This is a genomic window from Vibrio sp. 1874, from assembly GCF_033344395.1.
Classification (GTDB): Bacteria; Pseudomonadota; Gammaproteobacteria; order Enterobacterales; family Vibrionaceae; genus Vibrio; species Vibrio alginolyticus.
This window is the reverse complement of sequence record NZ_JAWPOR010000004.1, coordinates 41,324-62,945: the sequence shown is the minus strand read 5'-3', so window position 1 is coordinate 62,945 and position 21,622 is coordinate 41,324. Positions and strand designations below refer to the sequence as shown.

General features: G+C 44.4%; 20 protein-coding genes. 8 read left to right on the top strand and 12 right to left on the bottom strand.

Features of this window, described 5'->3' with window-relative positions; translation table 11 throughout:
- Nucleotides 1-31: 31 nt before the first annotated feature.
- From R8N46_RS10190 to R8N46_RS10180, 3 genes are all read right to left on the bottom strand, one after another.
- Nucleotides 32-556 (bottom strand): NADPH-dependent FMN reductase, encoded by a 525-nt coding sequence (locus tag R8N46_RS10190; protein WP_005380552.1) that lies wholly within the window; start codon nt 554-556, stop codon nt 32-34.
- A gap of 146 nt (nt 557-702) precedes the next feature.
- Nucleotides 703-966 carry a YfcL family protein gene (locus R8N46_RS10185; protein WP_005380548.1) on the bottom strand — a complete coding sequence of 88 codons (264 nt, stop codon included), beginning with the start codon at nt 964-966 and terminating at the stop codon, nt 703-705.
- 25 nt (nt 967-991) lie between these two features.
- On the bottom strand, nt 992-1,522 hold the full coding sequence (locus R8N46_RS10180; protein WP_005380546.1) for an elongation factor P hydroxylase: 531 nt from the start codon (nt 1,520-1,522) through the stop codon (nt 992-994).
- A 332-nt stretch (nt 1,523-1,854) separates the two neighbouring features.
- On the opposite strand from R8N46_RS10180, the gene R8N46_RS10175 reads away from it, so the two are divergent.
- A complete protein-coding gene (locus R8N46_RS10175; protein ID WP_005380544.1) occupies nt 1,855-2,478 on the top strand; it encodes a trimeric intracellular cation channel family protein in 624 nt (207 codons plus the stop codon).
- 223 nt (nt 2,479-2,701) lie between these two features.
- On the opposite strand, the gene aroC is transcribed toward R8N46_RS10175, so the two are convergent.
- Nucleotides 2,702-3,787, bottom strand: a complete 1,086-nt coding sequence (aroC, locus tag R8N46_RS10170) for a chorismate synthase (RefSeq protein ID WP_054576270.1) — start codon at nt 3,785-3,787, stop codon at nt 2,702-2,704.
- Nucleotides 3,788-3,966: 179 nt separating this feature from the next.
- Nucleotides 3,967-4,899, bottom strand: a complete 933-nt coding sequence (gene prmB, locus R8N46_RS10165; protein WP_005380541.1) for a 50S ribosomal protein L3 N(5)-glutamine methyltransferase — start codon at nt 4,897-4,899, stop codon at nt 3,967-3,969.
- 62 nt (nt 4,900-4,961) lie between these two features.
- Here prmB and smrB point away from each other — a divergent pair, with 62 nt between their 5' ends.
- The gene (smrB, locus tag R8N46_RS10160; protein WP_005380539.1) at nt 4,962-5,492 is read left to right on the top strand and encodes an endonuclease SmrB; all 531 of its coding nucleotides are present in this window, start codon (nt 4,962-4,964) and stop codon (nt 5,490-5,492) included.
- Nucleotides 5,493-5,585: 93 nt separating this feature from the next.
- On the opposite strand, the gene sixA is transcribed toward smrB, so the two are convergent.
- Nucleotides 5,586-6,050, bottom strand: a complete 465-nt coding sequence (sixA, locus tag R8N46_RS10155; protein WP_005380537.1) for a phosphohistidine phosphatase SixA — start codon at nt 6,048-6,050, stop codon at nt 5,586-5,588.
- A gap of 374 nt (nt 6,051-6,424) precedes the next feature.
- Here sixA and R8N46_RS10150 point away from each other — a divergent pair, with 374 nt between their 5' ends.
- Entirely contained in the window at nt 6,425-9,202 is a 2,778-nt protein-coding gene (locus tag R8N46_RS10150) for an insulinase family protein (RefSeq protein WP_213972418.1), read from the top strand.
- Between the two features lie 166 nt (nt 9,203-9,368).
- Nucleotides 9,369-9,623 (top strand): CG2 omega domain protein, encoded by a 255-nt coding sequence (locus R8N46_RS10145; protein WP_065274741.1) that lies wholly within the window; start codon nt 9,369-9,371, stop codon nt 9,621-9,623.
- 62 nt (nt 9,624-9,685) lie between these two features.
- Here the strand turns inward: R8N46_RS10145 and fadJ are convergent, their stop codons facing one another.
- Together fadJ and fadI are read right to left on the bottom strand one after the other, a co-directional pair.
- The gene (fadJ, locus tag R8N46_RS10140; RefSeq protein ID WP_115386223.1) at nt 9,686-11,797 is read right to left on the bottom strand and encodes a fatty acid oxidation complex subunit alpha FadJ; all 2,112 of its coding nucleotides are present in this window, start codon (nt 11,795-11,797) and stop codon (nt 9,686-9,688) included.
- Nucleotides 11,797-13,104: an acetyl-CoA C-acyltransferase FadI gene (gene fadI, locus R8N46_RS10135; RefSeq protein WP_005384447.1), complete on the bottom strand. Its 1,308-nt coding sequence runs from the start codon at nt 13,102-13,104 to the stop codon at nt 11,797-11,799. Before fadI ends, fadJ begins: the two co-directional genes overlap by 1 nt.
- Nucleotides 13,105-13,823: 719 nt before the next feature.
- On the opposite strand from fadI, the gene R8N46_RS10130 reads away from it, so the two are divergent.
- The 4 genes from R8N46_RS10130 (at nt 13,824) to R8N46_RS10115 (ending at nt 18,306) form a co-directional block, all read left to right on the top strand.
- Nucleotides 13,824-14,399, top strand: coding sequence for a sigma-70 family RNA polymerase sigma factor (locus R8N46_RS10130; protein WP_005380528.1), 576 nt, complete (start codon nt 13,824-13,826; stop codon nt 14,397-14,399).
- On the top strand, nt 14,392-15,123 hold the full coding sequence (locus tag R8N46_RS10125) for a DUF3379 domain-containing protein (protein WP_025767180.1): 732 nt from the start codon (nt 14,392-14,394) through the stop codon (nt 15,121-15,123). Before R8N46_RS10130 ends, R8N46_RS10125 begins: the two co-directional genes overlap by 8 nt.
- 297 nt (nt 15,124-15,420) lie before the next feature.
- Nucleotides 15,421-16,680, top strand: a complete 1,260-nt coding sequence (locus tag R8N46_RS10120; protein ID WP_318098463.1) for an outer membrane protein transport protein — start codon at nt 15,421-15,423, stop codon at nt 16,678-16,680.
- Nucleotides 16,681-16,989: 309 nt separating this feature from the next.
- A complete protein-coding gene (locus tag R8N46_RS10115; protein ID WP_213972416.1) occupies nt 16,990-18,306 on the top strand; it encodes an outer membrane protein transport protein in 1,317 nt (438 codons plus the stop codon).
- A gap of 74 nt (nt 18,307-18,380) precedes the next feature.
- Here R8N46_RS10115 and R8N46_RS10110 read toward each other — a convergent pair whose 3' ends face one another.
- From R8N46_RS10110 to R8N46_RS10095, 4 genes are all read right to left on the bottom strand, one after another.
- Nucleotides 18,381-19,154, bottom strand: coding sequence for a VacJ family lipoprotein (locus tag R8N46_RS10110; protein WP_206954207.1), 774 nt, complete (start codon nt 19,152-19,154; stop codon nt 18,381-18,383).
- Between the two features lie 216 nt (nt 19,155-19,370).
- Nucleotides 19,371-20,585, bottom strand: a complete 1,215-nt coding sequence (ccmI, locus tag R8N46_RS10105; protein ID WP_017820807.1) for a c-type cytochrome biogenesis protein CcmI — start codon at nt 20,583-20,585, stop codon at nt 19,371-19,373.
- Complete coding sequence (locus R8N46_RS10100; RefSeq protein ID WP_318098464.1) at nt 20,585-21,070, bottom strand: cytochrome c-type biogenesis protein; 486 nt, start codon at nt 21,068-21,070, stop codon at nt 20,585-20,587. Before R8N46_RS10100 ends, ccmI begins: the two co-directional genes overlap by 1 nt.
- Complete coding sequence (locus tag R8N46_RS10095; protein ID WP_005380518.1) at nt 21,067-21,621, bottom strand: DsbE family thiol:disulfide interchange protein; 555 nt, start codon at nt 21,619-21,621, stop codon at nt 21,067-21,069. Before R8N46_RS10095 ends, R8N46_RS10100 begins: the two co-directional genes overlap by 4 nt.
- Nucleotide 21,622 lies beyond the last annotated feature (1 nt).

Genomic DNA, 21,622 nt, shown 5'->3' with positions numbered 1-21,622 from the left:
TCGCTAACTCATTAAGTCGCTCGTACTGAGATTACTTCAGCAGTGCAACTGCCTGTTTCACTTGCTCTGCCACTTCTGGGTTTACAACCTTACCCGATTCCACGTCAAAATTTTCGTAGAAGCTCGGCACCGATAACGATGCCTTTACATCCGCGCCAAAAAATTGAGCAGAACCTGTCGCCGCCGCAAGAACACTTTGTGCACCACCGGGACCTGGGGAAGTTGCTAAATAAACGACAGGTTTGTTTTGAAATACATTACGCTCAATGCGCGTCGCCCAATCGAACAAGTTTTTATAGGCCGCTGGGTACGAACCGTTGTGCTCTGCGAAGGAAACAACGAGAGCGTCAGCCTCCGCCAAGTCACGTAAAAACGCGACAGCCCCTTCAGCTTGACCTATTTCTTTCTCTTTGTCCTCGCTAAACATTGGCGCTTGATAATCGTTTAAGTCTAGAACATTCACTTGAGCGCCTTCGACTTGGTTTGCTGCGTATGTAGCAAGTAGTTTGTTGATTGAGGTAGAGCTGGTAGATGCACCAAATGCGACAATTTTCATGGTTGTAATCCTTTGTTCACGTTTTATGCTGATCAGAATAAAAGTTGAACTGTTTCGCTACAACCACAAAAATTTTATGGAGAGGTTCGAATTTTTCGAAGTAGTAAATGACTAGGATTAAATAAAGGGAGAACGCTGCTTAGGGATTAAGCCTGAGCCTGGAGCTCTTGCCACAAATCACTGACAATCACGCGATCGGCCGGGCTTAACTCGGTACGCGCATCTTCTAAGCTGCTCTCAATGCGTGACTTCAGCTCAGTAATATCGCTAATCCCTTCTTCTTCACAAGACGCCGCGGATAAAGAGATGTGACCACGTAAATAACCACCAGCAAACAATTCATCGTCAGATGCTGTTTCAATTCGAGCATCAATCAGTTCCAGTAGTTTTTCTTCAAATTCAATAATCATGGTGTATCTCTGAGGTTATTAGTGGTTATTTAACGCAAAAGTCCGACGCTTCCAGTGGCTTAGTTTGATAAAATGCGCGCAGGGCATCAGAAAGCATTTTCACTCGCAAAGGCAAGCCAACGTCCAAAATACCTAGCACTTCTTTATGCACTTTTTTCATAAAGCCGAGCCTATCTGGTTCAAAATCGCCGTGTAGATTGTCACAACTCACCGTAAAAGGGAAGCCAGCGCTTTGTGCCAGAATCCATTCATAAGCTTGAGGTCGCACTTCAACTTTCTCAAACTCCGCTTGAACTTCTGCTGTTCGCCCATCGGGTTCATACCAATAGCCAAAATCTTCCAGCAAACGACGCTCTGGACCAGCCACACACCAATGCGAAATCTCGTGTAAAGCAGAGGCGTAAAAACCCCGAGCAAAAATAATCCGATGATGAGGGTGTTCATCATCAGCAGGAAGATAAATAGGCTCATCACCACCTAACTCTAATTTCGTATTAAATTGTTCTAAAAAGGTGTCATTAAAAATGGTGATTAAGTCTTGGTATTCGTGGGTCATCGTCGAGTTTGTACTTCAGTTTGACATGCGCTGCATATTGTCGCTGTTTTTAGCTATGAGGTAAAGGCAACCCCACATTTTTGGTTATTAGTTGAATTTATCTGAAGGTCGCTTTCTCCATACAATTTCTCATTCGTCAGCGTACTTATTTACCACTACACTCTCGCCTTATTTTGATGCCGTTCAAACCGCTATTTTTAAGCCGTTTGATTACAAGCATGTTGCTGGTTTTAATCACTTTTTAAGAGAGATAGAACCGTTTGTAAGTGTTGTTACTTCGCCTACGCTGATTCTCGTAGAACGTAGTGACTTTTTACGTTGAGTGTTTCCCTATGTTGCTAAGTGTGTTGTATATCATTGGTATCACGGCTGAAGCCATGACAGGTGCGTTAAGTGCTGGTAGAAGAAAGATGGACTGGTTTGGTGTTATGTTGGTGGCCAGCGCAACGGCCATTGGTGGTGGCACCGTACGTGACATTCTATTAGGCCACTACCCTCTTGGTTGGGTAAAAAACCCAGAGTTCCTTGCAATTACGTGTGTTGCAGGTGTGCTAACAACAGGTTTAGCGAAATGGGTGATTAAGCTGAAAGGTCTGTTCATTCGCCTCGATGCATTAGGTTTAATCGTGTTTAGTATCATCGGAACAAAAATTGCGATGGGCATGGGCTTGCACCCTGGTATTTGTATGGTTTCAGCGTTAGTAACGGGTGTATTCGGTGGGCTACTTCGTGACTTAATCTGTCGCCAAACACCATTGGTACTGCATGAAGAGCTTTACGCTTCTGTCGCTCTTATCGCATCAGGAATGTACTTAGCGCTATTAGAATTCAATGTTCCCGATGTCACTGCCACGATCATTACACTGGTTACTGGTTACATGCTGCGTATGGCTGCAGTGCGCTTTAAGTGGCGTCTGCCTTCTTTCCATTTGGAAACCGAAGGCTCGATTCATTAAGCAAAAACTACTTAAACAAAAAAGTTTGCCTGATAAAATTGTGCCACCCGCGATTCAGTGAGTGGCATAATTTTATATTCAGTCATCCTGAACAGCGACGAAGGAGCATGATTCAGGATCTATTATCCGAGCACTCTGTTGTCAGAGATGTTTCTTTCTCTTTTCATCGTGCTGAAATTAGATTCCTAGTCTCGCTATAGCTCGCTGGAATGACACAAAGCTCTTAAATCTTTGGAGTCTCGGTTTGTACGCCATGGTTTTGACCACGGTGGCGTAGTAAATGATCCATCACCACAATTGCCAGCATCGCTTCTGCGATAGGCACAGCACGAATACCCACACATGGGTCATGACGACCTTTGGTGATCAACTGAGTTGGTTCACCTTCTTTTGTGATGGTCTCACCCGGCACAGTGATACTTGATGTTGGCTTAAGCGCAATGTTAGCGACAATGTCTTGACCAGTCGAGATACCGCCAAGAATGCCACCCGCATGATTACTACCAAAACCTTCAGGAGCAAGCGTATCACGGTGTTGACTGCCTTTTTGGTTTACCACCTCGAAACCGTCTCCGATTTCCACGCCTTTCACCGCGTTTATGCTCATTAGTGCGTGCGCGATGTCTGCATCCAAACGGTCAAATACGGGTTCCCCAAGACCAACAGGCACGTTAGTTGCCACAACCTGGATTTTTGCGCCAATAGAGTCGCCTTCTTTTTTCAGGTCACGGATAAGTTGGTCAAATGCTTCTACTTTGTCAGCATCAGGGCAGAAGAATGCATTGTTCTCGATTTCGTTCCAATCTACCTTGTCGATAGATACATCACCCATTTGTGACAAGTAAGCACGAATCTCAACACCAAACTCATCTTTTAAGTATTTCTTCGCGATTGCACCAGCAGCCACACGCATTGCGGTTTCACGAGCTGAAGAACGGCCGCCACCGCGATAGTCGCGGATGCCATATTTTTGGTGGTAAGTGTAATCAGCATGACCCGGTCTGAACTTATCTTTGATGTCAGAGTAGTCTTTTGAGCGCTGATCGGTGTTTTCAATTAGCAAACCGATCGATGTGCCCGTGGTTTTGCCTTCAAAAACGCCAGAAAGAATTTTAACTTCATCCGGTTCACGACGTTGTGTGGTGTAACGTGATGTGCCTGGACGACGGCGGTCGAGATCGATTTGTAGATCTGCTTCTGTAATTTCCAACCCCGGAGGACATCCGTCTACGATACATCCCAGTGCGATACCGTGACTTTCCCCGAATGTCGTCACTCGGAAATGTTGTCCGATACTGTTTCCTGCCATTACTTCCTCAAGTTTTTATCGCCACGCTCTCTCAAAACAGAGCATAGCTGCTTTCCAATTCTTCGTGGATTCATAGTGGCTTTATTACGTTTTGATGTAAAGAGTTAATATCGGCGAGGTATGCATAAAAAAACACCGAGCATAAAGCTCGGTGTTTTGATGTTTAGTGCAAGACTCTATTAGTCTTTGTACAGTTTAAACTCTTCTGCACACTCAACCAGCTGGTCACGCGTTAGCATAAATACGCCATGACCGCCGTTCTCGAACTCAATCCAAGTAAATGGAATCTCTGGGTACTGTTCCATCATATGAATCATTGAGTTTCCGACTTCACAAATAAGAATGCCGTTATCTGTTAGATAATCTGGCGCGTTAGCTAGAATACGACGCACAAGTTTTAGACCATCCGTACCCGCAGCTAAACCAAGCTCAGGCTCATGCGTGAACTCATCTGGCAGGCTGTTCATGTCTTCTTCATCCACATATGGTGGGTTAGACACGATTAGATTGTATTTCTCTTTTGGAAGATCACGGAACAAATCAGAGCGAATTGGGAACACTTGCTGCTCCATACCGTGATCTTGTACGTTTTGCTCAGCCACTTGTAGAGCATCTGTAGAGATGTCGATCGCATCCACTTCTGCTTCAGGGAAAGCGTGCGCACAAGCAATCGCGATACAACCAGAACCCGTACATAGGTCCATGATGCGCGTAGGCTCTTCCACCAACCAAGGTTGGAATTCCGCTTGAATCAATTCGCCGATAGGAGAGCGTGGCACAAGTACACGCTCATCAACGAAGAACTCAAGACCGCAGAACCATGCTTTGTTTGTTAGGTATGCTGTTGGCGTACGCTCGTTGATGCGTTTTACTACGCGCTCAACAATACGCAGACGCTCGCTTGTCGTTAGGCGAGAGTTCAATACGTGCGGAGGCACATCAATCGGCAAGTATAAGGTTGGCAGGATAAGCTGAACAGCTTCATCCCACGCATTATCAGTACCATGACCGTAAAACAGGTTCGCTGCATTAAAGCGGCTTACCGTCCAACGAATCATATCTTGAAGGGTATGCAGTTCCGATACCGCTTCTTCTACAAAAATCTTATCCAAAATTGCCTCCGAAAAGCGCTACAATACTGCCAATAAAGTTTATTAATGAAATTGTTTACCTAATGAGCAAAAAAGACACCGAGAACGATGACGATTTCGCCTTGTTTCAGGAAGCAGTACAGGGCGTAAAAAAGTTGCGACAGGATACCATAATCCAGCAACCAAAAAAAAATACTAAGCAAAAAGAAATCAAGCGCTCCAACCGTGAAGCGAGTGACTCTGAATTTTACTTTTCAGACGAGTTTGTCCCTCTATTAAACGATGAAGGTCCAACTCGTTATGCACGTGACGACGTCTCCACTTATGAAGTCAAACGTCTACGTCGTGGCGTGTATGTACCGGACGTGTTCCTCGATATGCACGGCATGACACAGCAAGAAGCAAAACGCGAGCTTGGTGCGATGATAGCCTATTGCATCAAAAACGAGATTCATTGTGCGTGTGTGCAACATGGTATTGGGAAACACATCCTGAAACAGAAAGCCCCACTTTGGTTAGCACAGCATCCTGACGTTATGGCTTTTCACCAAGCGCCACTAGAATTTGGTGGTGATGGTGCGTTGTTAGTGTTGCTTTCTATTCCTGAAAAGTAACAGGCTTGCTGTAGACACTAAACGAAAAGGCAGGGATCTCCTGCCTTTCTTATTCTGTCTCTAATTTGCAAACGCTTATTTTGGTTTAGACACTTATGGCGTAATATGCCAAAGCACTTCACCATTTTGTGTTTGTAAATCATATTCAATGCACACTAGCCCTGATGTAGGAAACATCGGTGGTGTCATGTCTTTTACAAACTCTGAAGTCAGATAACCGACCAAAGGCAAATGCGATACGAACAAAAGCGAGTCCAATTGTTCGACTTCGATTAATGCACTTGCGAAATCGAAGACATGCTCGGACTGGCCATAAGGTGTAATATCTTCACAAGTTTCAATGCTTTTTGCAGAGAAATACGCACTGATCTCTTGCCAAGTTTGTTGAGCTCTAATGTACGGACTCACCAACACTTTATCGAATTGCGCAAAACCCTGTTCTTTACAGGCTCTCGCAACCGCTTCTGATTCGACTCTGCCTCTTGGGGTCAATTGTCGTGCTGCGTCTGAATCTGCAAAATGCTCGGCTTCACCGTGACGCATGATGAATATTTTCATGTTATTTCCTAGGGATAGCTAACGCTACCAAAAGGTTGACTGCTATCTTTATTAGATAGACGGGGCTAACTTTAACAATGACGAAACAAAAATACTGATATAATTATCTATTCATTATACCAATTCGCTTGTTAAAGATAGCGACTTTCTTAACAATCTATTAAAAGAATGTACTCAGTTCATCACACTATTTAACTGTGCAATGAGTTCAGAGCATTCACTCAAACAGTTCTTCCCCATACGCAAACGCGATGGGCCTGTGCAGAAGTCTACGAATAACAAAAATACGGCAAGCAGTATTTGTCGAAACGCAAACTTTGCGCCCCCCGCGAGGGGAGCCTAAATTACTGTAATGCGAAATCTGGAGACGCATCGTGCATCTAAGTCCTAACGATTCAAATCAATACCGCTACATTACCTTGAGCAATGAACTGCGTGTACTGCTGATTCATTCCGATACAGCTCAACAGTCGGCAGCTGCTCTGGCAGTGAACGTTGGACACTTCGACGACCCAAACGATCGCCAAGGTCTGGCACACTATTTAGAACACATGCTTTTTTTGGGTACGGAAAAATACCCTAAAGTGGGCGAGTTTCAAAGCTATATTAGCCAACACGGTGGAACAAACAACGCTTGGACGGGCACAGAGCACACTTGTTTCTTTTTCAATATTGCTCCAAATGCCTTTGAAAGTGCCTTAGATCGATTTAGCCAATTCTTTACCGCACCTTTGTTTAACGAAGAAGCATTAGACAAAGAGCGACAGGCTGTCGACTCCGAATACAAGCTCAAACTTAATGATGATTCTCGTCGCCTGTATCAAGTTAACAAAGAAGTCATAAATCCAGAGCACCCGTTTTCAAAATTCTCTGTCGGAAACTTAGATACTCTTGGCGACCGAGATGGTAAATCCATCCGCGACGAAATTGTAGAGTTTCACCACTCTCAGTATTCCGCCGATTTGATGACACTGACTCTATTTGGGCCACAGCCGCTCGATGAACAGCAAGCTTGGGTAGAAGCCATGTTTGCCGACATCCCAAATCACCATCTTCGTGGAAAATCGATTGATGTACCGATCGGCACTGAGGAAAGCACGGGCATTTTGGTTCAAGTCGAGCCGCTCAAAGAGTTCCGTAAACTGATTCTCACATTCCCCATGCCGGGAATGGATGCGCATTATAGCGTGAAGCCACTCTCCTACTTTGCTCACCTGTTGGGTTATGAAGGAGAAGGCAGTTTGATGCTTCAACTCAAAGAAAAAGGCTGGATTACCTCTCTCTCAGCGGGCGGCGGCGCGAGTGGCAGTAACTACCGAGACTTTACCGTAAGCTGCACCCTGACGCCAAACGGCTTAGATCATGTTGATGATATCGTTCAAGCGGTTTTTCAATACCTCTCGATGATCAAACAAGACGGGTTAGATGAATGGCGCTATCTCGAAAAACAAGCGGTATTAGAATCGGCTTTCCGCTTCCAAGAGCCATCGCGCCCAATGGATCTCGTCAGCCATCTGGTGATCAACATGCAGCACTATCAACCGGAAGACACGGTTTATGGTGACTACAAAATGGCGGGCTACGATGAGGAGTTACAGCGTTCATTGCTGCGATACTTAACCATCGATAATGTACGCGTCACTTTGATTGCTAAAGGCCTGGAATACAACCGTACTGCCGAATGGTACTTTACCCCGTACTCCGTCACACCTTTTAGTGAAGGCCAACGTCGTTTCTATCAACAAATCGACCCAAGCTGGCAATTCGTCTTACCGAAAAAGAACCCTTATATTTGCTACGACCTCGACCCCATGCCACTCGAAAATGGTGATTCGCTGCCAGAGTTGATTGAGGATCTCGAAGGGTTTCGGCTGTGGCATTTGCAAGATGACGAATTTCGCGTGCCTAAAGGTGTCGTTTATGTCGCTATCGACAGCTCTCATGCCGTTGCATCACCAAAGAACATCGTCAAAACGCGCTTATGTGTAGAGATGTTCCTCGATTCGCTAGCAAAAGAAACCTATCAAGCAGAAATCGCAGGGATGGGTTACAACATGTACGCTCACCAAGGTGGCGTGACCTTAACCCTCTCAGGGTTCAGTCAAAAGCTGCCTCAGTTGCTAGAAATGATTCTGCACCGTTTTGCTTCTCGAGATTTCAGCCCTGCTCGCTTTGAAACCATCAAACAACAACTGTTACGAAACTGGAGAAATGCTTCACAAGATCGCCCTATTTCGCAGCTGTTTAACGCACTTACTGGGTTACTTCAACCCAATAACCCGCCTTTCGCAACCTTAGTCGAAGCGCTAGAAGAAATCGAAGTCGATGAACTCTCGGTATTCGTAGAATCCATTCTTGCAGAACTGCACGTTGAAATGTTTGTTTACGGAGACTGGCAACGCCAGCAAGCCCATGACATGGCAACGACCTTAAAGGATGCTCTAAGAGTTAACGAGCAACGTTATGAAGAGGCACTTCGTCCGCTCATTATGCTAGGTAAAAATGGCAGTTTTCAACGTGAGGTGCATTGTAATCAGCAAGATTCCGCGGTCGTTATTTACCACCAGTGCGAGGATATTGAGCCTCGCAGTATCGCGCTATACTCATTGGCCAATCACCTTATGTCGGCAACGTTTTTCCACGAAATCCGTACCAAGCAGCAATTAGGTTACATGGTAGGCACTGGCAATATGCCGCTAAATCGTCACCCTGGTATTGTACTGTATGTGCAGTCACCTAATGCAGCACCTGCCGAGCTGGTTACCTCAATCGATGAGTTTTTAAATGCCTTTTATATGGTGTTGTTAGAGTTAAACGATTACCAATGGCACAGCAGTAAGCGCGGCTTGTGGAACCAAATAGCAACGCCTGACACCACACTTCGAGGACGAGCTCAACGTCTTTGGGTTGCAATAGGAAACAAAGACACTGAGTTTAACCAACGTGACAAGGTACTTACGGAGTTGAAGAAGCTGACGCGCGCAGACATGATTCGCTTCGTTGTGAACGAATTGAAACCTCGTACTGCAAATCGTTTGATCATGCACTCTCAAGGTCAAGCGCATTCGGAGGCTCCGCGCATCCATCTAGGACAAGAAATAGGATCGATTGAAGAGTTCCAACTTCGGCCAAAAGATTGCGGCTTGGGGTGATCTAGTTGCTCAGAAATAAAATTGTCGATTACTAGAATGTACCTACAAACCCATGAGGTTGTCGGTCTCATAGATTGAATCGGCACCATAATTGGCAGAAAATTGAAATTACGCCATTGCGGCTTATCTCTAATTACCGCACTAAAAATAACTTAATGAGGTAATCATGAAAAAAGCACTTTTACTAGTGGCTCTTATACTGCCATTGGCATCTGCTTACGCTGAAATCTCAGTCAAAGGCGATGGCTTCGAATTAAGTGACGACTGTGTGCGCCTTAGCGGAGACAATGTATCCATCAAATCAGATGATTGCTCTTCAAAGCAGTGGAATGATAAAGACAAAAAAGGTAACAGCAGCGTTCACGGGGACGACAACCCAGGTAAAGGCCACAATAAAGATAAGAAAGACAAGAAGAAGTAACCATTTCTTCTTTATGAAAAAGGCTTGCCACTGGCAAGCCTTTTTCTCTACCGAAGCAACGTTTAATAGAACGTTGTCCCTTCACCAGCTCGAGTAAGCAAACCATCACATGGCGCGTAACGATCGCCATACTTCGATGCAAACTCATTCATTTTCTCTACGAGCTCTTTAATGCCAAATTGGTCCATGTAACGGAACGGACCACCCAAGAACGGTGGGAAACCAATACCAAATATCGCGCCAATATCACCGTCACGTGGCGAGCGAATGACGCCATCATCCAAACAACGTACCGCTTCATTCAACATTGGCAGCACACAGCGCAACGCAATATCGTTATCGCTTAGCTTAGATTCAGGGTCGAGCTTAAGCAGTTTGTAAACCGATTTGTCGACATCTTTCTTCTTGCCCTTGTAACTGTAAAAGCCCTTACCACTCTTGCGTCCTTTACGTCCATCATTTAACAAGATATCAAACACATCCGGCCCTTTGAATCGGTCACCTAACTCATTAACCAGGATCGGCATAATTTTTGCGCCAATGTCGACACCAACTTCATCCAACAAGGTAATCGGGCCAACAGGGAAACCAAAATCAAGCAACGCCGTATCAATCTTTTCGATCGGTTCGTTAGCCAGCAGAATATGCGCCGCTTCGTTCATGTATGGCGCAAGAATGCGGTTCACGTAAAAGCCCGCTTTGTCTTTCACTACGATCGGGGTTTTACCTTGCTTTTTAGCAAGTGCAACGACTGTTGAAATGGTTTCATCTGACGTCGTTTCATGCGGAATCACTTCCACCAACGGCATTTTTTCTACCGGGCTGAAGTAATGCAAACCCACTACGTTTTCTGGACGCTCCGCTTTTTCTGCAATTTTGTGGATAGGCAACGAAGAAGTATTGGTCGCAAAGATAGTTTCTGTCTTAGCGTTTGCTTCAATGTCCGCCACCATTTTTTGCTTAAGATCTAAGTCTTCAAAAACGGCTTCAATTACGACATCAATATGATTAAAACTGGTAAAATCGACACCACCAGACAGTTGCAGCATTTTCGCTTGCAGATCGGCCTTGGATAGAATGCGACGTTTGCGCTGTTTCTCAAATAACTTGTAGTTGTAGTTGAGCGCATTTAAAACGCCATCGTTGCTAACGTCTTTGATGCGAACAGGTACTTTTGCTTTTGCAACAGACACATGGCTGATTCCGGCGCCCATCAGACCACCACCAAGCACACCAACTTTATGAACTGGTGCTGGTTTCGCATCCGTGCCATTTTCTTTCTTCATTTCTGTTGTGGCAAAGAAGATCGAACGGAGCGCTTTTGACTCTGAGCTCATCACAAGCTCACCGAAGCGCTTCGCTTCAAGTTCTTGACCTTTAGCGAAGCCTTTCTCTAAGCCATGTTGAATAACTTCTAGAATTGCAACCGTTGCTGGATAGTTACCGCGAGTTTTTTGATTCGTTTTCTTCGCAGCTTGCTCAAATACAAACTTGCGCCCTAGCCCGCTACCAGACATCACCTTTTCTTTCGTCGATAGCTTTTTCGTGCCCTTGTTTTTACCTTTGTCGATAAACTGTTTTGCTACGTCGAGCAAAATGGTGTCAGGCACACAGGCGTCCACAACGCCCAATTTTTTAGCTTTCTTCGCACGAAGTTGTTTACCCGTCAGGATCAAGTCCAACGACGGTAACAGGCCAATCAAACGTGGCAGACGCTGAGTACCACCAGAACCTGGCAATAAACCAAGTTGTACTTCTGGCAGACCTAAACGCGTTTTGTCAGAATCCGTACAAACACGATAATCACATGCAAGAGCCAGTTCTAAACCACCGCCCAAACATGGGCCATGAATAGCCGCAACGACAGGATAAGGTAAGTCCGATAGCTGCTGGAACAACTCCTGACCTTGCCTTGCTAAGGCTTCCGCTTCACTTGCTGTGGTGCATGCTTCTAGCATTCGAACATCAGCACCCGCAACAAAATTGTCCGGTTTTAGGGAGTGGATGATCATCCCTTTAATACCACTGGAGTCTTTTAGCTGAGCAAAAATTTCTTTCATTTCGTCAGCAAAAGCCGCCTGCAGCGTATTCATTTTTTCATTAGGAACATCGATGGCTAACCAAGCAATATTTTGCTCATCAACCTTTAGACTAAATGCTTTTTGCTCGCTCATTACTCAACCTCCAGAATCATTGCCGCACCAAGACCACCAGCAGCACATGCAGTATTCAATGCAATACCACCGCCACGGCGTTTTAGCTCTCGTAGGGTTTGCGTCATCATACGCGCACCAGTCGCAGCAAATGGGTGACCATAAGCAATTGATCCGCCAAGCACGTTGAACTTATCCATATCAATTTCACCAATCGCTTTTGAGCGACCAAGGTTTTCTTGAGCAAACTTATCGGAAGCAAACATCTTCACATTCGCCAATGCTTGAGCAGCAAAGGCCTCGTGCATGTCGATCAACGTCAGGTCTGACAGTTCCAAGCCTGTATTTTCAAGCACTTTCGCTGTGGCATAAGTCGGCCCCATCAGCATGTCCTTTTCCACGCCGATAGCAGAGAATGCATAACCTCGGATGTAACCAAGGATCTCCATTCCGAGCTCTTTCGCTTTACCTTCTCGCATCAACATCACTGCCGCACCACCATCAGTCAATGGCGTACTGTTCGCTGCCGTAACACTGCCATACTGACGATCAAACGCAGGTCGCAATTTCGCGTATCCCTCAACCGTTGAGTCATGACGGATATTGTTGTCTTCCGAAATCCATTTTTTGTATGGTTCAGGGAAAGCCGTCATCACTTCATCTTGGATTTTTCCTTCTTTCCAAGCCTGAGAAGCCAGCGTATGAGAACGATGTGCAAGCGCATCCTGTTCTGCGCGAGAAATACCATGTGTTTTAGCCATTTGCTCTGCAGTTTGTCCCATGGATAAACCCGTAGAGTACTCTGCTACTGCTGGTGGCACTGGCATCAGGTCTTTAAAGCTCAAGTTTTTGAGGATACTAAGCTTCTGACCCATTGTTTTTGTCTTACTAAGAGCAAGCAGATTAGCGGCCAGTTTCTTTGATACGCCAATAGGCAGGACGGAAGAAGAGTCTGCACCGCCAGCAATACCAATATCGATGGTTCCCGCCATGATGCTTTCTGCGACATTAACCGCCGCTTGAAAACTCGTCGCACACGCTCGAGTCACACTGTAAGCATCAGTATGGATGTTCATACCGGTGCCTAACACGATTTCTCGTGCGATGTTTGGCGCTTCAGGCATTTGTACTACTTGTCCAAATACCACTTGTTCGATTAGCTTCGGATCAATATCTGTTCGAGCAAGCATTTCGCTTACTACCATTTTCCCTAAATCGACCGCTGGCACTTGGCTAAATTCCGTGCTTTGACGAGCAAAGGGAGTTCGAAGCCCCGCGACAATAGCGACACGCTCACCATTGCGTGTTTTTACTTCCTGCTTGCCCATTGTTTCTCCTTAAATACAAGAGGTCTGACCTGATGCATTGTAATGAATTTGTTAAATTTATCAAACGTGCGTTTAAATAAACGTGAAGCAAGTAGTTCAATTACTCTACTTCTTTGATTCTTATGCGATTACTAATGGTTAACTATAGAGAGTTAAAACGGTAAGAGGTATACGGAAAGTAAATCGAAGCAAAAAAAAACCACACATAACTGTGTGGTCGGAATATCTATAAAACAATTAACTTACGCCAATTGAAAAGTAATCAGTTTCCTGATTAGGAGAAAGTAAAGTCAGCCTTCAAAAGGAAGTGTCATCTTGCTCAACATGTTAGTCGCAATGACTAACGAGATGACAAGGTGTACTATAACCCCTTCACTGCTTGATATTTTGAAATAGATCAATTTTATAGTGATTTTACGAGTTTTAAGCTCACCTAAAGCGATTATTGATTCAAAACAATTCAAGAATCCACCATCAGAAGTCCCTTTTAATGCTCCATCGAGTGAACTTATCCAAGCCATTGATTACTAATGATGATATTGTTAACAATATATATCAATTCGTGTTCGATGATATCTGACATTTGCGTATACACTTTTAGGTAACCACATGGCTTATTGTGTCAAAGGGGTTGCATGACAAATCCTGCAACCAAAACCGCTAAGCGATGAAGCAAGTAAAGTCATGCTCAGAACAAATAAGAAACTCACAGAGCGAGGATGGAGGCTCCTGTGGCCATATTAAAAATGTTTGGAAAGAAAAATTCCAACAGTCCGGTCAACTCTGATATGGACAAGCAAAGAAAATACGAAGCGCTCGTCCGAGGGTATCATCGTGACTTGTACCGCTACGCATATTGGTTGTGCAAAGATAAAGCGGTCGCGGAAGATCTAGTTCAGGAAACCTGTCTTAGAGCTTGGAAGTCACTCGATAGCCTCCAAGACGAAAAAGCTGCCAAGTCTTGGCTCATCACAATATTGAGACGAGAAAATGCGCGCCGCTTCGAACGTAAACAATTTGATCTAGTTGATATCGATGATTACGGCAATGATGCTAAAGTCAGCGATGACTCACATCATCAGCAAGAATGGCTGCAGGCACAGATCATGAAGCTCGATGTTGAATACCGTGAGCCTTTATTTCTCCAAGTTGTCGGTGGTTTCAGTGGAGAAGAAATTGGCGACATTCTTGATTTAAATAAAAACACAGTGATGACTCGACTATTTCGCGCTCGTAATCAACTTAAAGAGATGTTGGATTCTCAAGATACCAAGAGAGGACAAAAAAATGGATGATTTAGAATTTCGTCGTCGTATTTTGTCGGATCCAAAACAAAAGGATGAAGAGATTCTGCAAGCTTTAGCTGGTAGCGACGCCAACAATAAGTTTGTTGATGACGTTTTGGATCTCGATGTAAAAATTAAACAAGCCATGAATGTGGATGTACCCGAAGATCTCGCAGATAAGATTTTATTTAGCCAGACGTCGAGTGCACTTGATGAAGAGAAGGTCGTAAGACCAAACTTTGTCCGCAAAGCAATGGCACTTGCCGCTTCTATTGCGTTCACCGCAGGGTTATTAGTTGGTCAAGTAAACTGGGGAAATGTTTTGGTGTCTCCAGCACAAGCCAGTTTAGCGGATACCGCGATGAAACACGTAATTCATGAAGAACCGTTTGTTCGTCATCTTGATGAGGATGTACCGAGCTCGCAAATTAATGCGAAAATGTCACCATTTCATTACCAGTTTAGTGAAAACTTTCCATATCACGTTTACTACCTAAACCACTGCGGTTTTGGTGAATCCAATGCGGTGCATATGGTGTTCCAAGGTCCAAAAGGTAAAGTAACGTTATTTATTACTGGTATTCCAAGCGAACAAAGTACCGACTTTAATAAGGATGGCATGACCGGAATCGTTCAGCCTGTCGGGAGTTCAAGCCTGATTTTAGTCGGGGAAGAAGGTGAAAATATTGATGCGCTCGCTACGACTCTTGCATCAATGATTAAGCCGATGTAACAACTTCGACGATTTCCAGCTTTCAAAAGGTTAAATGCCGCTAAATGATCTTATTTAGCGGCATTTTTGTATAAATAGAACACAAAACATTCACCACCGCTATAGCATTTAGAGCTTAAACTCTAAATTATGCATTTTAAGTGCAATTTCCCGTCTTTTAGACATCATTTCTGCAATTTTTATTCAATTTTATCCAATGGTCGGATTTGTCCAAGCAATTATTGATACTACTATCTGCGCCACTGAGCAAAAGCTCAATTTATCGTCCAAAGAGACGAATCTAATAAGGAAAAACAAATGACTCAGAACACGCGTCTGTTTAAAAAGACTCTCCTAGCAGTAACGGTAGCTTTTGCCTCAGGTCAATCGATGGCAGCGGGTTTCCAAATCAACGCTCAATCAGCAACTGGCATCGGCCGTGCATTTGCTGGTGACGCGGTAATCGCAGATAACGCCGCGGTAATGGCTCGTAACCCAGCAGCAATGGCTCTGTTTGATAAAATGGAACTGTCGCTAGGTTTCGAAAGCATTACTTCAATGATTGAAGTGAAAGATGCGAAATATAACGTTAATACTCCTTTGGGCTCCAGTACTGTAAATGTTGCTGACACTGATGATGTGGGTGATACGTCAATAGCTCCAAACATTCACCTAATCGTTCCAGTAAATGACAAGTTTGCATGGGGCGTAAACGCATACTCTAATTTCGGCACTAAAACTGAATTTTCAGATAACTACACCGCAACCGAGTACGGTGGTCTTACGGATGTAAAAAGCTTCAACTTTGGATTGGCGGGTTCTTACCGTTTAAACGAACAATTGAGCTTTGGTGCTGGTTTAGATTTAATCTACGGCCAAGGCACAATGAAGCGTACAACTAGCTCTTCAGTCCCAGGGGTTGGCGGTCAAAAAATTCTGGACGTAGATAAAGCTGATGGTTGGGCTGTTGGTTTTAACGTTGGTACTGTGTACGAACTAGATGAAAACAACCGTTTTGGTCTAGCGTATCGTTACAGCCCTGAATTTACGGCGAAAGACGACAAAGGTCAGGAAATCACGCTACCTCTACCAGATATGGCCGAGTTTTCCGGTTTCCACAAAATCCAAGACACTAAATTTGCTGTACACTACAGCATCCAATACATCGGCTGGAAAGATTTCGACCAAATTGATTTTGAGAACCTAAATCAGGGTTTACTTAAAGGTGGTTACTCGAAAGACTATCAATGGCAAGATGGCTGGCACTACGCAATTGGTGGTACTTACTACCTAAACAACAACTGGACACTTCGTGCTGGTTACATGTACGACACAAGCGCTCAAGATAAAGTAACGTCTATCTCGGTACCAGACTCGGATCGCCAGTGGTTCTCCACAGGTTTCTCTTACCATATTGATATTAGCTCAAACATCGATTTTGGCTTCACGTACTTGTTAGGTGAAGATGTAAAAGTTAATGAGAATACTCAATTAGCTCCTGGTCTTTCTACCGGTGTAACAGCAACAACTCATGCTGATGCAATTCTATTCGGCTTACAATACAGCCGTAGCTTCTAAACGCTTCGCTGTTAGTTAGTAGAAAAATACTTTATATAAAAGGCTGGATTTCCAGCCTTTTTTCATATCTGCGATTTATTGCCCACTCAATTTGAGTGAACACGTGTATCTAAATCTCACAATTAGGACGCACAGCTGTTCGCTGAATTCCGTTTACAAGCCTTTCACAGTTAGATTATTAAACCACACAAATAACATTTGAAAGGATAATATTCCAAATGACCACTTACGCTGGATTTTCATTTCTAAAGTAAAAACTCTACCTTTAAACTTTCGTCCCACGTTATAAACAAATCAGCGAACATTCGAATGAAAACCAACAAGACTCTTCTATCAACAGCAGTGGCATTAAGCCTACTTGGCACAACGGGCATGGCTAACGCAGCAGGTTTCCAACTTGCTGAATATTCTGCAACAGGCCTAGGTCGAGCATATGCTGGTGAAGCAGCAATGGCTGACAACGCAAGTGCACAATGGCGTAACCCAGCAATGCTAACTTATTTGGAAGGCACTCAAGTGTCCGTTGGTGCAATCTATGTGAACCCAAATATTGATATTGAAGGTGATGTAAACTTCCACGGTAGCACTTCTTCTGCATCTTCAGATGACTTCGCACATGATGCAATCATTCCAAACTTCTACCTATCACACCAATATAATGAGAAATTCGCGATTGGTTTGGCATTTGGCACCAACTACGGCATGGAAACCGATTTAGGTAAAGGCTTTGGTGCATCGCACTTCGGTAACGAAGCAAGCGTAACGACAATGGAAGCGAACTTAAACGCAGCTTACAAAGTCAATGAATCGATCAGCGTTGGTGGTGGTATCCGTTACATCATCGGCGAAGGCAGCTTTGGCGCAGCAGCTCCTAAGAATAACGTTGTAGGGTTAAATCCTGAAACTAATCAACCAATCAGTGTTCCTCAAGGTACCGCTCTAAAATACATGGAAGGTGACGATACCGCTTGGGGCTGGCAAGTTGGTACAGCATGGCAGATCAATGAAAATAACCGTATCGGCTTCGCGTACAAATCTGAAGTTGAACTGAAGCTTGAAGGCCATGCTGAAGGTCTTGGTTTTGGCTTCGGTACTTCTGAACGCGACAACGGCTACATGTATCTAAACCTGCCTGCAACGGCTGAATTGGCAAGCTTCCACCAAGTAACAGACCAACTTGCGTTACACGCAAGCGTTAACTGGACGGATTGGAGCTCTTTCGAGAAATTGGAAGCACGTCTAAATACTGCTGGCACGCATATGGTTAAAGTAGAAAACTGGGAAGACAACTATCGCTTTGCTGTTGGTGCTACTTACCAGCTTGATCCTAAGCTAGCGCTACGCACTGGTATTGCATACGATACTTCAGCGGTAAGCGACAAAAACCGTACGATCACTATTCCAGAAACTGACCGCACTTGGCTAAGTATTGGCGCAACGTACGATTGGACGAAAGACTTCAGCCTAGACGCTGGCTTCACCTATATTTTTGCGAAAGACGCACCAATCGTTGAGTCTCGTGGTTACAAGTCAGACGACACTGCAGAACAAGTCGGTGGCCAATTCGTAGGCGAAACTACGGGTAATGTTTGGCTAATCGGTGTTCAAGTAAACTACCGTTTCTAACCAAGCTGCAAAATACAAAAAAGGCTTAGCATCAGCTAAGCCTTTTTTCATTTCTCTATTGTGAAGAACAACGCTTAAAAGTCTTCTAGGTATTCGTCTAAATACTCTTCTTCTTCGATGTTAACTTCTTCTACCGTTTCAACTTCTGCTTTAAAGTTTTGACGCTGGATATAAACATCGCGAGTTAGAATATATGGATCCGGCGACGAGTCTAGCTGCGCTTCTTGCGGTACTAATAAAGCACGCTTCTCCATTCCTTCAAACGCCCACTTACCCAAACTCGCCCAGAAGTTGAGATAAGAGAGGGGTAAATACGTACTATCTACGGTATCTGTCACTTCACGTAAGGTATACGGACCATAACCTGGAACCATGAAGTAAGGACCATTTCCAACACCATAGTAGCCTACCGCATCACTGAACGCTTTCTCGTCGTACTTCGTAATACCCGCGGCACTTGCAATATCGAATAAACCGAAAATACCGAACGTCGAGTTAATCCAAAAACGGTTAAAGTGGTCCACGGCTTTCGTACCATTACCCATGATTAAGTTATTAACCATGCTTGCTGGCTCATCTAAGTTCGATAAGAAGTTAGCGATACCAGAACGAATAGGAACTGGCGTGTATTCTACATACGCAAGTGATACAGGACGAACCAAATACGGATCTAAATATTCGTAGTTGAGTTCCCACATGGTTCGGTTAAAGCCTTCCAACGGGTCATACACATCAGAAGTCGTTTGATTTGTTTCTTGTCCTGTTACTGCTTCATCAGGCGCACTTGAACAGCCAACCAGTCCAACGGCTAACAGCAACAAGAAGGTAGATTTACCCTTGTTATACATTTTATTTTCCATAACGACTATTAATGTACCTAAGTCACCCCGATTAACCATTGTACGTATGTTGAGCAGGATACATAGTAAAGATGACTCAGATATGGGAATAAATAAAGGCCAGCAATCGCTGGCCTTCGGTATTCTACTCGATCGTTTAGAGTCATACCACTAAAGGCAACTGACTCTACCTCGTTGTCATGTTTCAGAGACAGATGTTAACAATTAATACTGCTGATCAATGGTCACTTCTACTGGTGCGCCAAATTCAACGACGTCACTTTCTCCGTGCCAATCTTGATCACGCGTTGCTACGTTACCGTCAGAATCTACACGCACACGGACGATTAGCTTATCGAGTGAAGATAACTTTTGCCCTTGCATCATGGCATTGCCATCATCTAATACGACTGTGCGAGGGAAAGTACCTAGCGGATAACGAGCAGCAGCCACAGGCATCGGGGAGCCATCTGAACGATGTACTGACACAATCAGAACTGCGTTTGGATCCAACTGAGCATTTGGTGCCACATTAATTGTCACAGCTACACTCTTATCCGGTGAAACCGCTTCGCCCATTTGCTTACGAGCACTCTCAATACTGCGTGACAACATCTCGTAGCGGCTATCTTCTGGACCAATCATTTGCTGCATGATTCCCCAGTACTTGATGGCTGCCGGGAAGTCTTGACGCTCAAACGCATCGAACGCTAACAAAGAAAACACACGCAGATCGACATAGTCTTGCTGCATCAGCTTGCCGAGTAATGAGCGAGCCGTCGCTTGATCCATTTCCTCTTGAGACAGCATCAGAGCTTGTGCATAACCCAACATCACATCTGGGTCTTTTGGCTCTAGGCGGTACGATTTTTCCATCGCATCGATAGCTGTGGTGACATCACGATTTGCTAACGCAATACGACCTAGCAGTAACCAACCTGTCGAGTCTTCCGGCTGATAATGTAAGCGAGTTCGAAGGGCTAGGGTCAAATCCGCCATTTCATCGTCACTCAGCGGCTCAGAAGAAGCCGACATCAGCTTTTTCGATAACTCAGGTAGATTTGCAGACACTTCTTGCCATTGAACAATATCGTCTGACGCGCCAAATTTATAATACAAACCATAGCTCAGCACCACCGTCAGAATTACCGATGGAACTAAAACCGCGATTGGAGAAACCTTGGTTTCTTTTTGCGCTTTATCACCAGGGATATCGTCAAGCAGTGATTGCTTTAGATCAGAAATCAGTTCGTCTTCACTTTCAACCAGACCTTCGTCAGTTTCTTCTGCAAGCTCAGATAGTCGGTCTTTATAAAATGCCTTGTTGAGCTCATCGCGTAACACATCATCATTGTTCGCTTTTTGTTTAAGCAGCGGCAAAGCCACCAGCGCACAAGCAATAAGCGTGAGAGCAACGGTGGAAATCCAAAATAGTGTCATTACTTCTTATCTCCGTTGTTCTCTTCTTCAAGCAATGCTTTTAAACGAGCTTCTTTTTGCTCATCCCATTGCTCGTCACTGCTCGCTTTTGCCTTAACTTTAGATTTACGGCTACACAGTACAATCAAACCAAAACCACCCAGTACTACAGCGAGTGGCCCTAGCCACAAAATCGCAGTCGCGACCGTAAATGGTGGGTTGTAAGTCACGAAGTTACCGTAACGGGCGATCATGTAATCAACGATCTCATCTTTGGACTTACCTTCTTTGGTCATTTCGTACACCTTATGGCGTAAGTCCTGAGCAAGTTCAGCGTTAGAATCCGAGATCGTGTTGTTCTGACATTTAGGGCAACGGAGCGTATGGCTTAACTCTTTGAACTGCTGTTCTTGTTCCAAATTATCAAACTCGTACACTTCAATGGCCGCATGAGCAGCAAGAGATAATGTCATCGCAGCAAAAACGGCAAGAATTAGCTTTCTCATTGCTTCGCCTCCTCAACCAATTTGTTGTAAAGCGGCTCCAGTGTTTCTGACCAATTACGTGGGTTTACATCCCCTACATGGCGATAGCGAATCACACCATTTGCATCAATAATGAATGTTTCTGGAGCACCATAAACGCCAAGGTCAAGGCCAAGCATACCACTGCCATCAAATAGGCTGATCAAGTACGGGTTGCCGAGATCATTCAGCCAACCTATTGCTTTATTACGATCATCTTTGTAATTCATACCGATGATCTTAACGCCCTTACCCGCCAATTCGTTTAGGTATTTATGCTCTGCATAACACGTTGGGCACCACGTTGCCCAAACGTTCAAGAGCAACGGTTCACCTTTAAAAATTGATTGGTCGTACTGTTTTCCAGGCTCAGCCAGGTCTTCTAAATGAAACTCAGGAACTGGCTTGCCAACCAAAACCGACTCCAATTTAGTTGGATCATCGCCCTCTTGGTTACGCATTAATTGGGTTGCGAAAATGCCCGCTAGAATCATGAAAGCGACAAGCGGAATAAATAAGATTTTCTTATTCATG

Coding starts and splice junctions, on each gene's coding strand:
- R8N46_RS10185 (WP_005380548.1), bottom strand. CDS start 966: ATGATTATTGAATTTGAAGAAAAACTACTGGAACTGATTGATGCTCGA.
- ccmI (WP_017820807.1), bottom strand. CDS start 20,585: ATGACACTATTTTGGATTTCCACCGTTGCTCTCACGCTTATTGCTTGT.
- fadI (WP_005384447.1), bottom strand. CDS start 13,104: ATGGGCAAGCAGGAAGTAAAAACACGCAATGGTGAGCGTGTCGCTATT.
- R8N46_RS10100 (WP_318098464.1), bottom strand. CDS start 21,070: ATGAGAAAGCTAATTCTTGCCGTTTTTGCTGCGATGACATTATCTCTT.
- R8N46_RS10190 (WP_005380552.1), bottom strand. CDS start 556: ATGAAAATTGTCGCATTTGGTGCATCTACCAGCTCTACCTCAATCAAC.
- R8N46_RS10125 (WP_025767180.1), top strand. CDS start 14,392: ATGGATGATTTAGAATTTCGTCGTCGTATTTTGTCGGATCCAAAACAA.
- aroC (WP_054576270.1), bottom strand. CDS start 3,787: ATGGCAGGAAACAGTATCGGACAACATTTCCGAGTGACGACATTCGGG.
- R8N46_RS10120 (WP_318098463.1), top strand. CDS start 15,421: ATGACTCAGAACACGCGTCTGTTTAAAAAGACTCTCCTAGCAGTAACG.
- R8N46_RS10175 (WP_005380544.1), top strand. CDS start 1,855: ATGTTGCTAAGTGTGTTGTATATCATTGGTATCACGGCTGAAGCCATG.
- R8N46_RS10115 (WP_213972416.1), top strand. CDS start 16,990: ATGAAAACCAACAAGACTCTTCTATCAACAGCAGTGGCATTAAGCCTA.
- R8N46_RS10180 (WP_005380546.1), bottom strand. CDS start 1,522: ATGACCCACGAATACCAAGACTTAATCACCATTTTTAATGACACCTTT.
- R8N46_RS10145 (WP_065274741.1), top strand. CDS start 9,369: ATGAAAAAAGCACTTTTACTAGTGGCTCTTATACTGCCATTGGCATCT.
- R8N46_RS10110 (WP_206954207.1), bottom strand. CDS start 19,154: ATGTATAACAAGGGTAAATCTACCTTCTTGTTGCTGTTAGCCGTTGGA.
- R8N46_RS10130 (WP_005380528.1), top strand. CDS start 13,824: ATGGAGGCTCCTGTGGCCATATTAAAAATGTTTGGAAAGAAAAATTCC.
- sixA (WP_005380537.1), bottom strand. CDS start 6,050: ATGAAAATATTCATCATGCGTCACGGTGAAGCCGAGCATTTTGCAGAT.
- fadJ (WP_115386223.1), bottom strand. CDS start 11,797: ATGAGCGAGCAAAAAGCATTTAGTCTAAAGGTTGATGAGCAAAATATT.
- R8N46_RS10095 (WP_005380518.1), bottom strand. CDS start 21,621: ATGAATAAGAAAATCTTATTTATTCCGCTTGTCGCTTTCATGATTCTA.
- smrB (WP_005380539.1), top strand. CDS start 4,962: ATGAGCAAAAAAGACACCGAGAACGATGACGATTTCGCCTTGTTTCAG.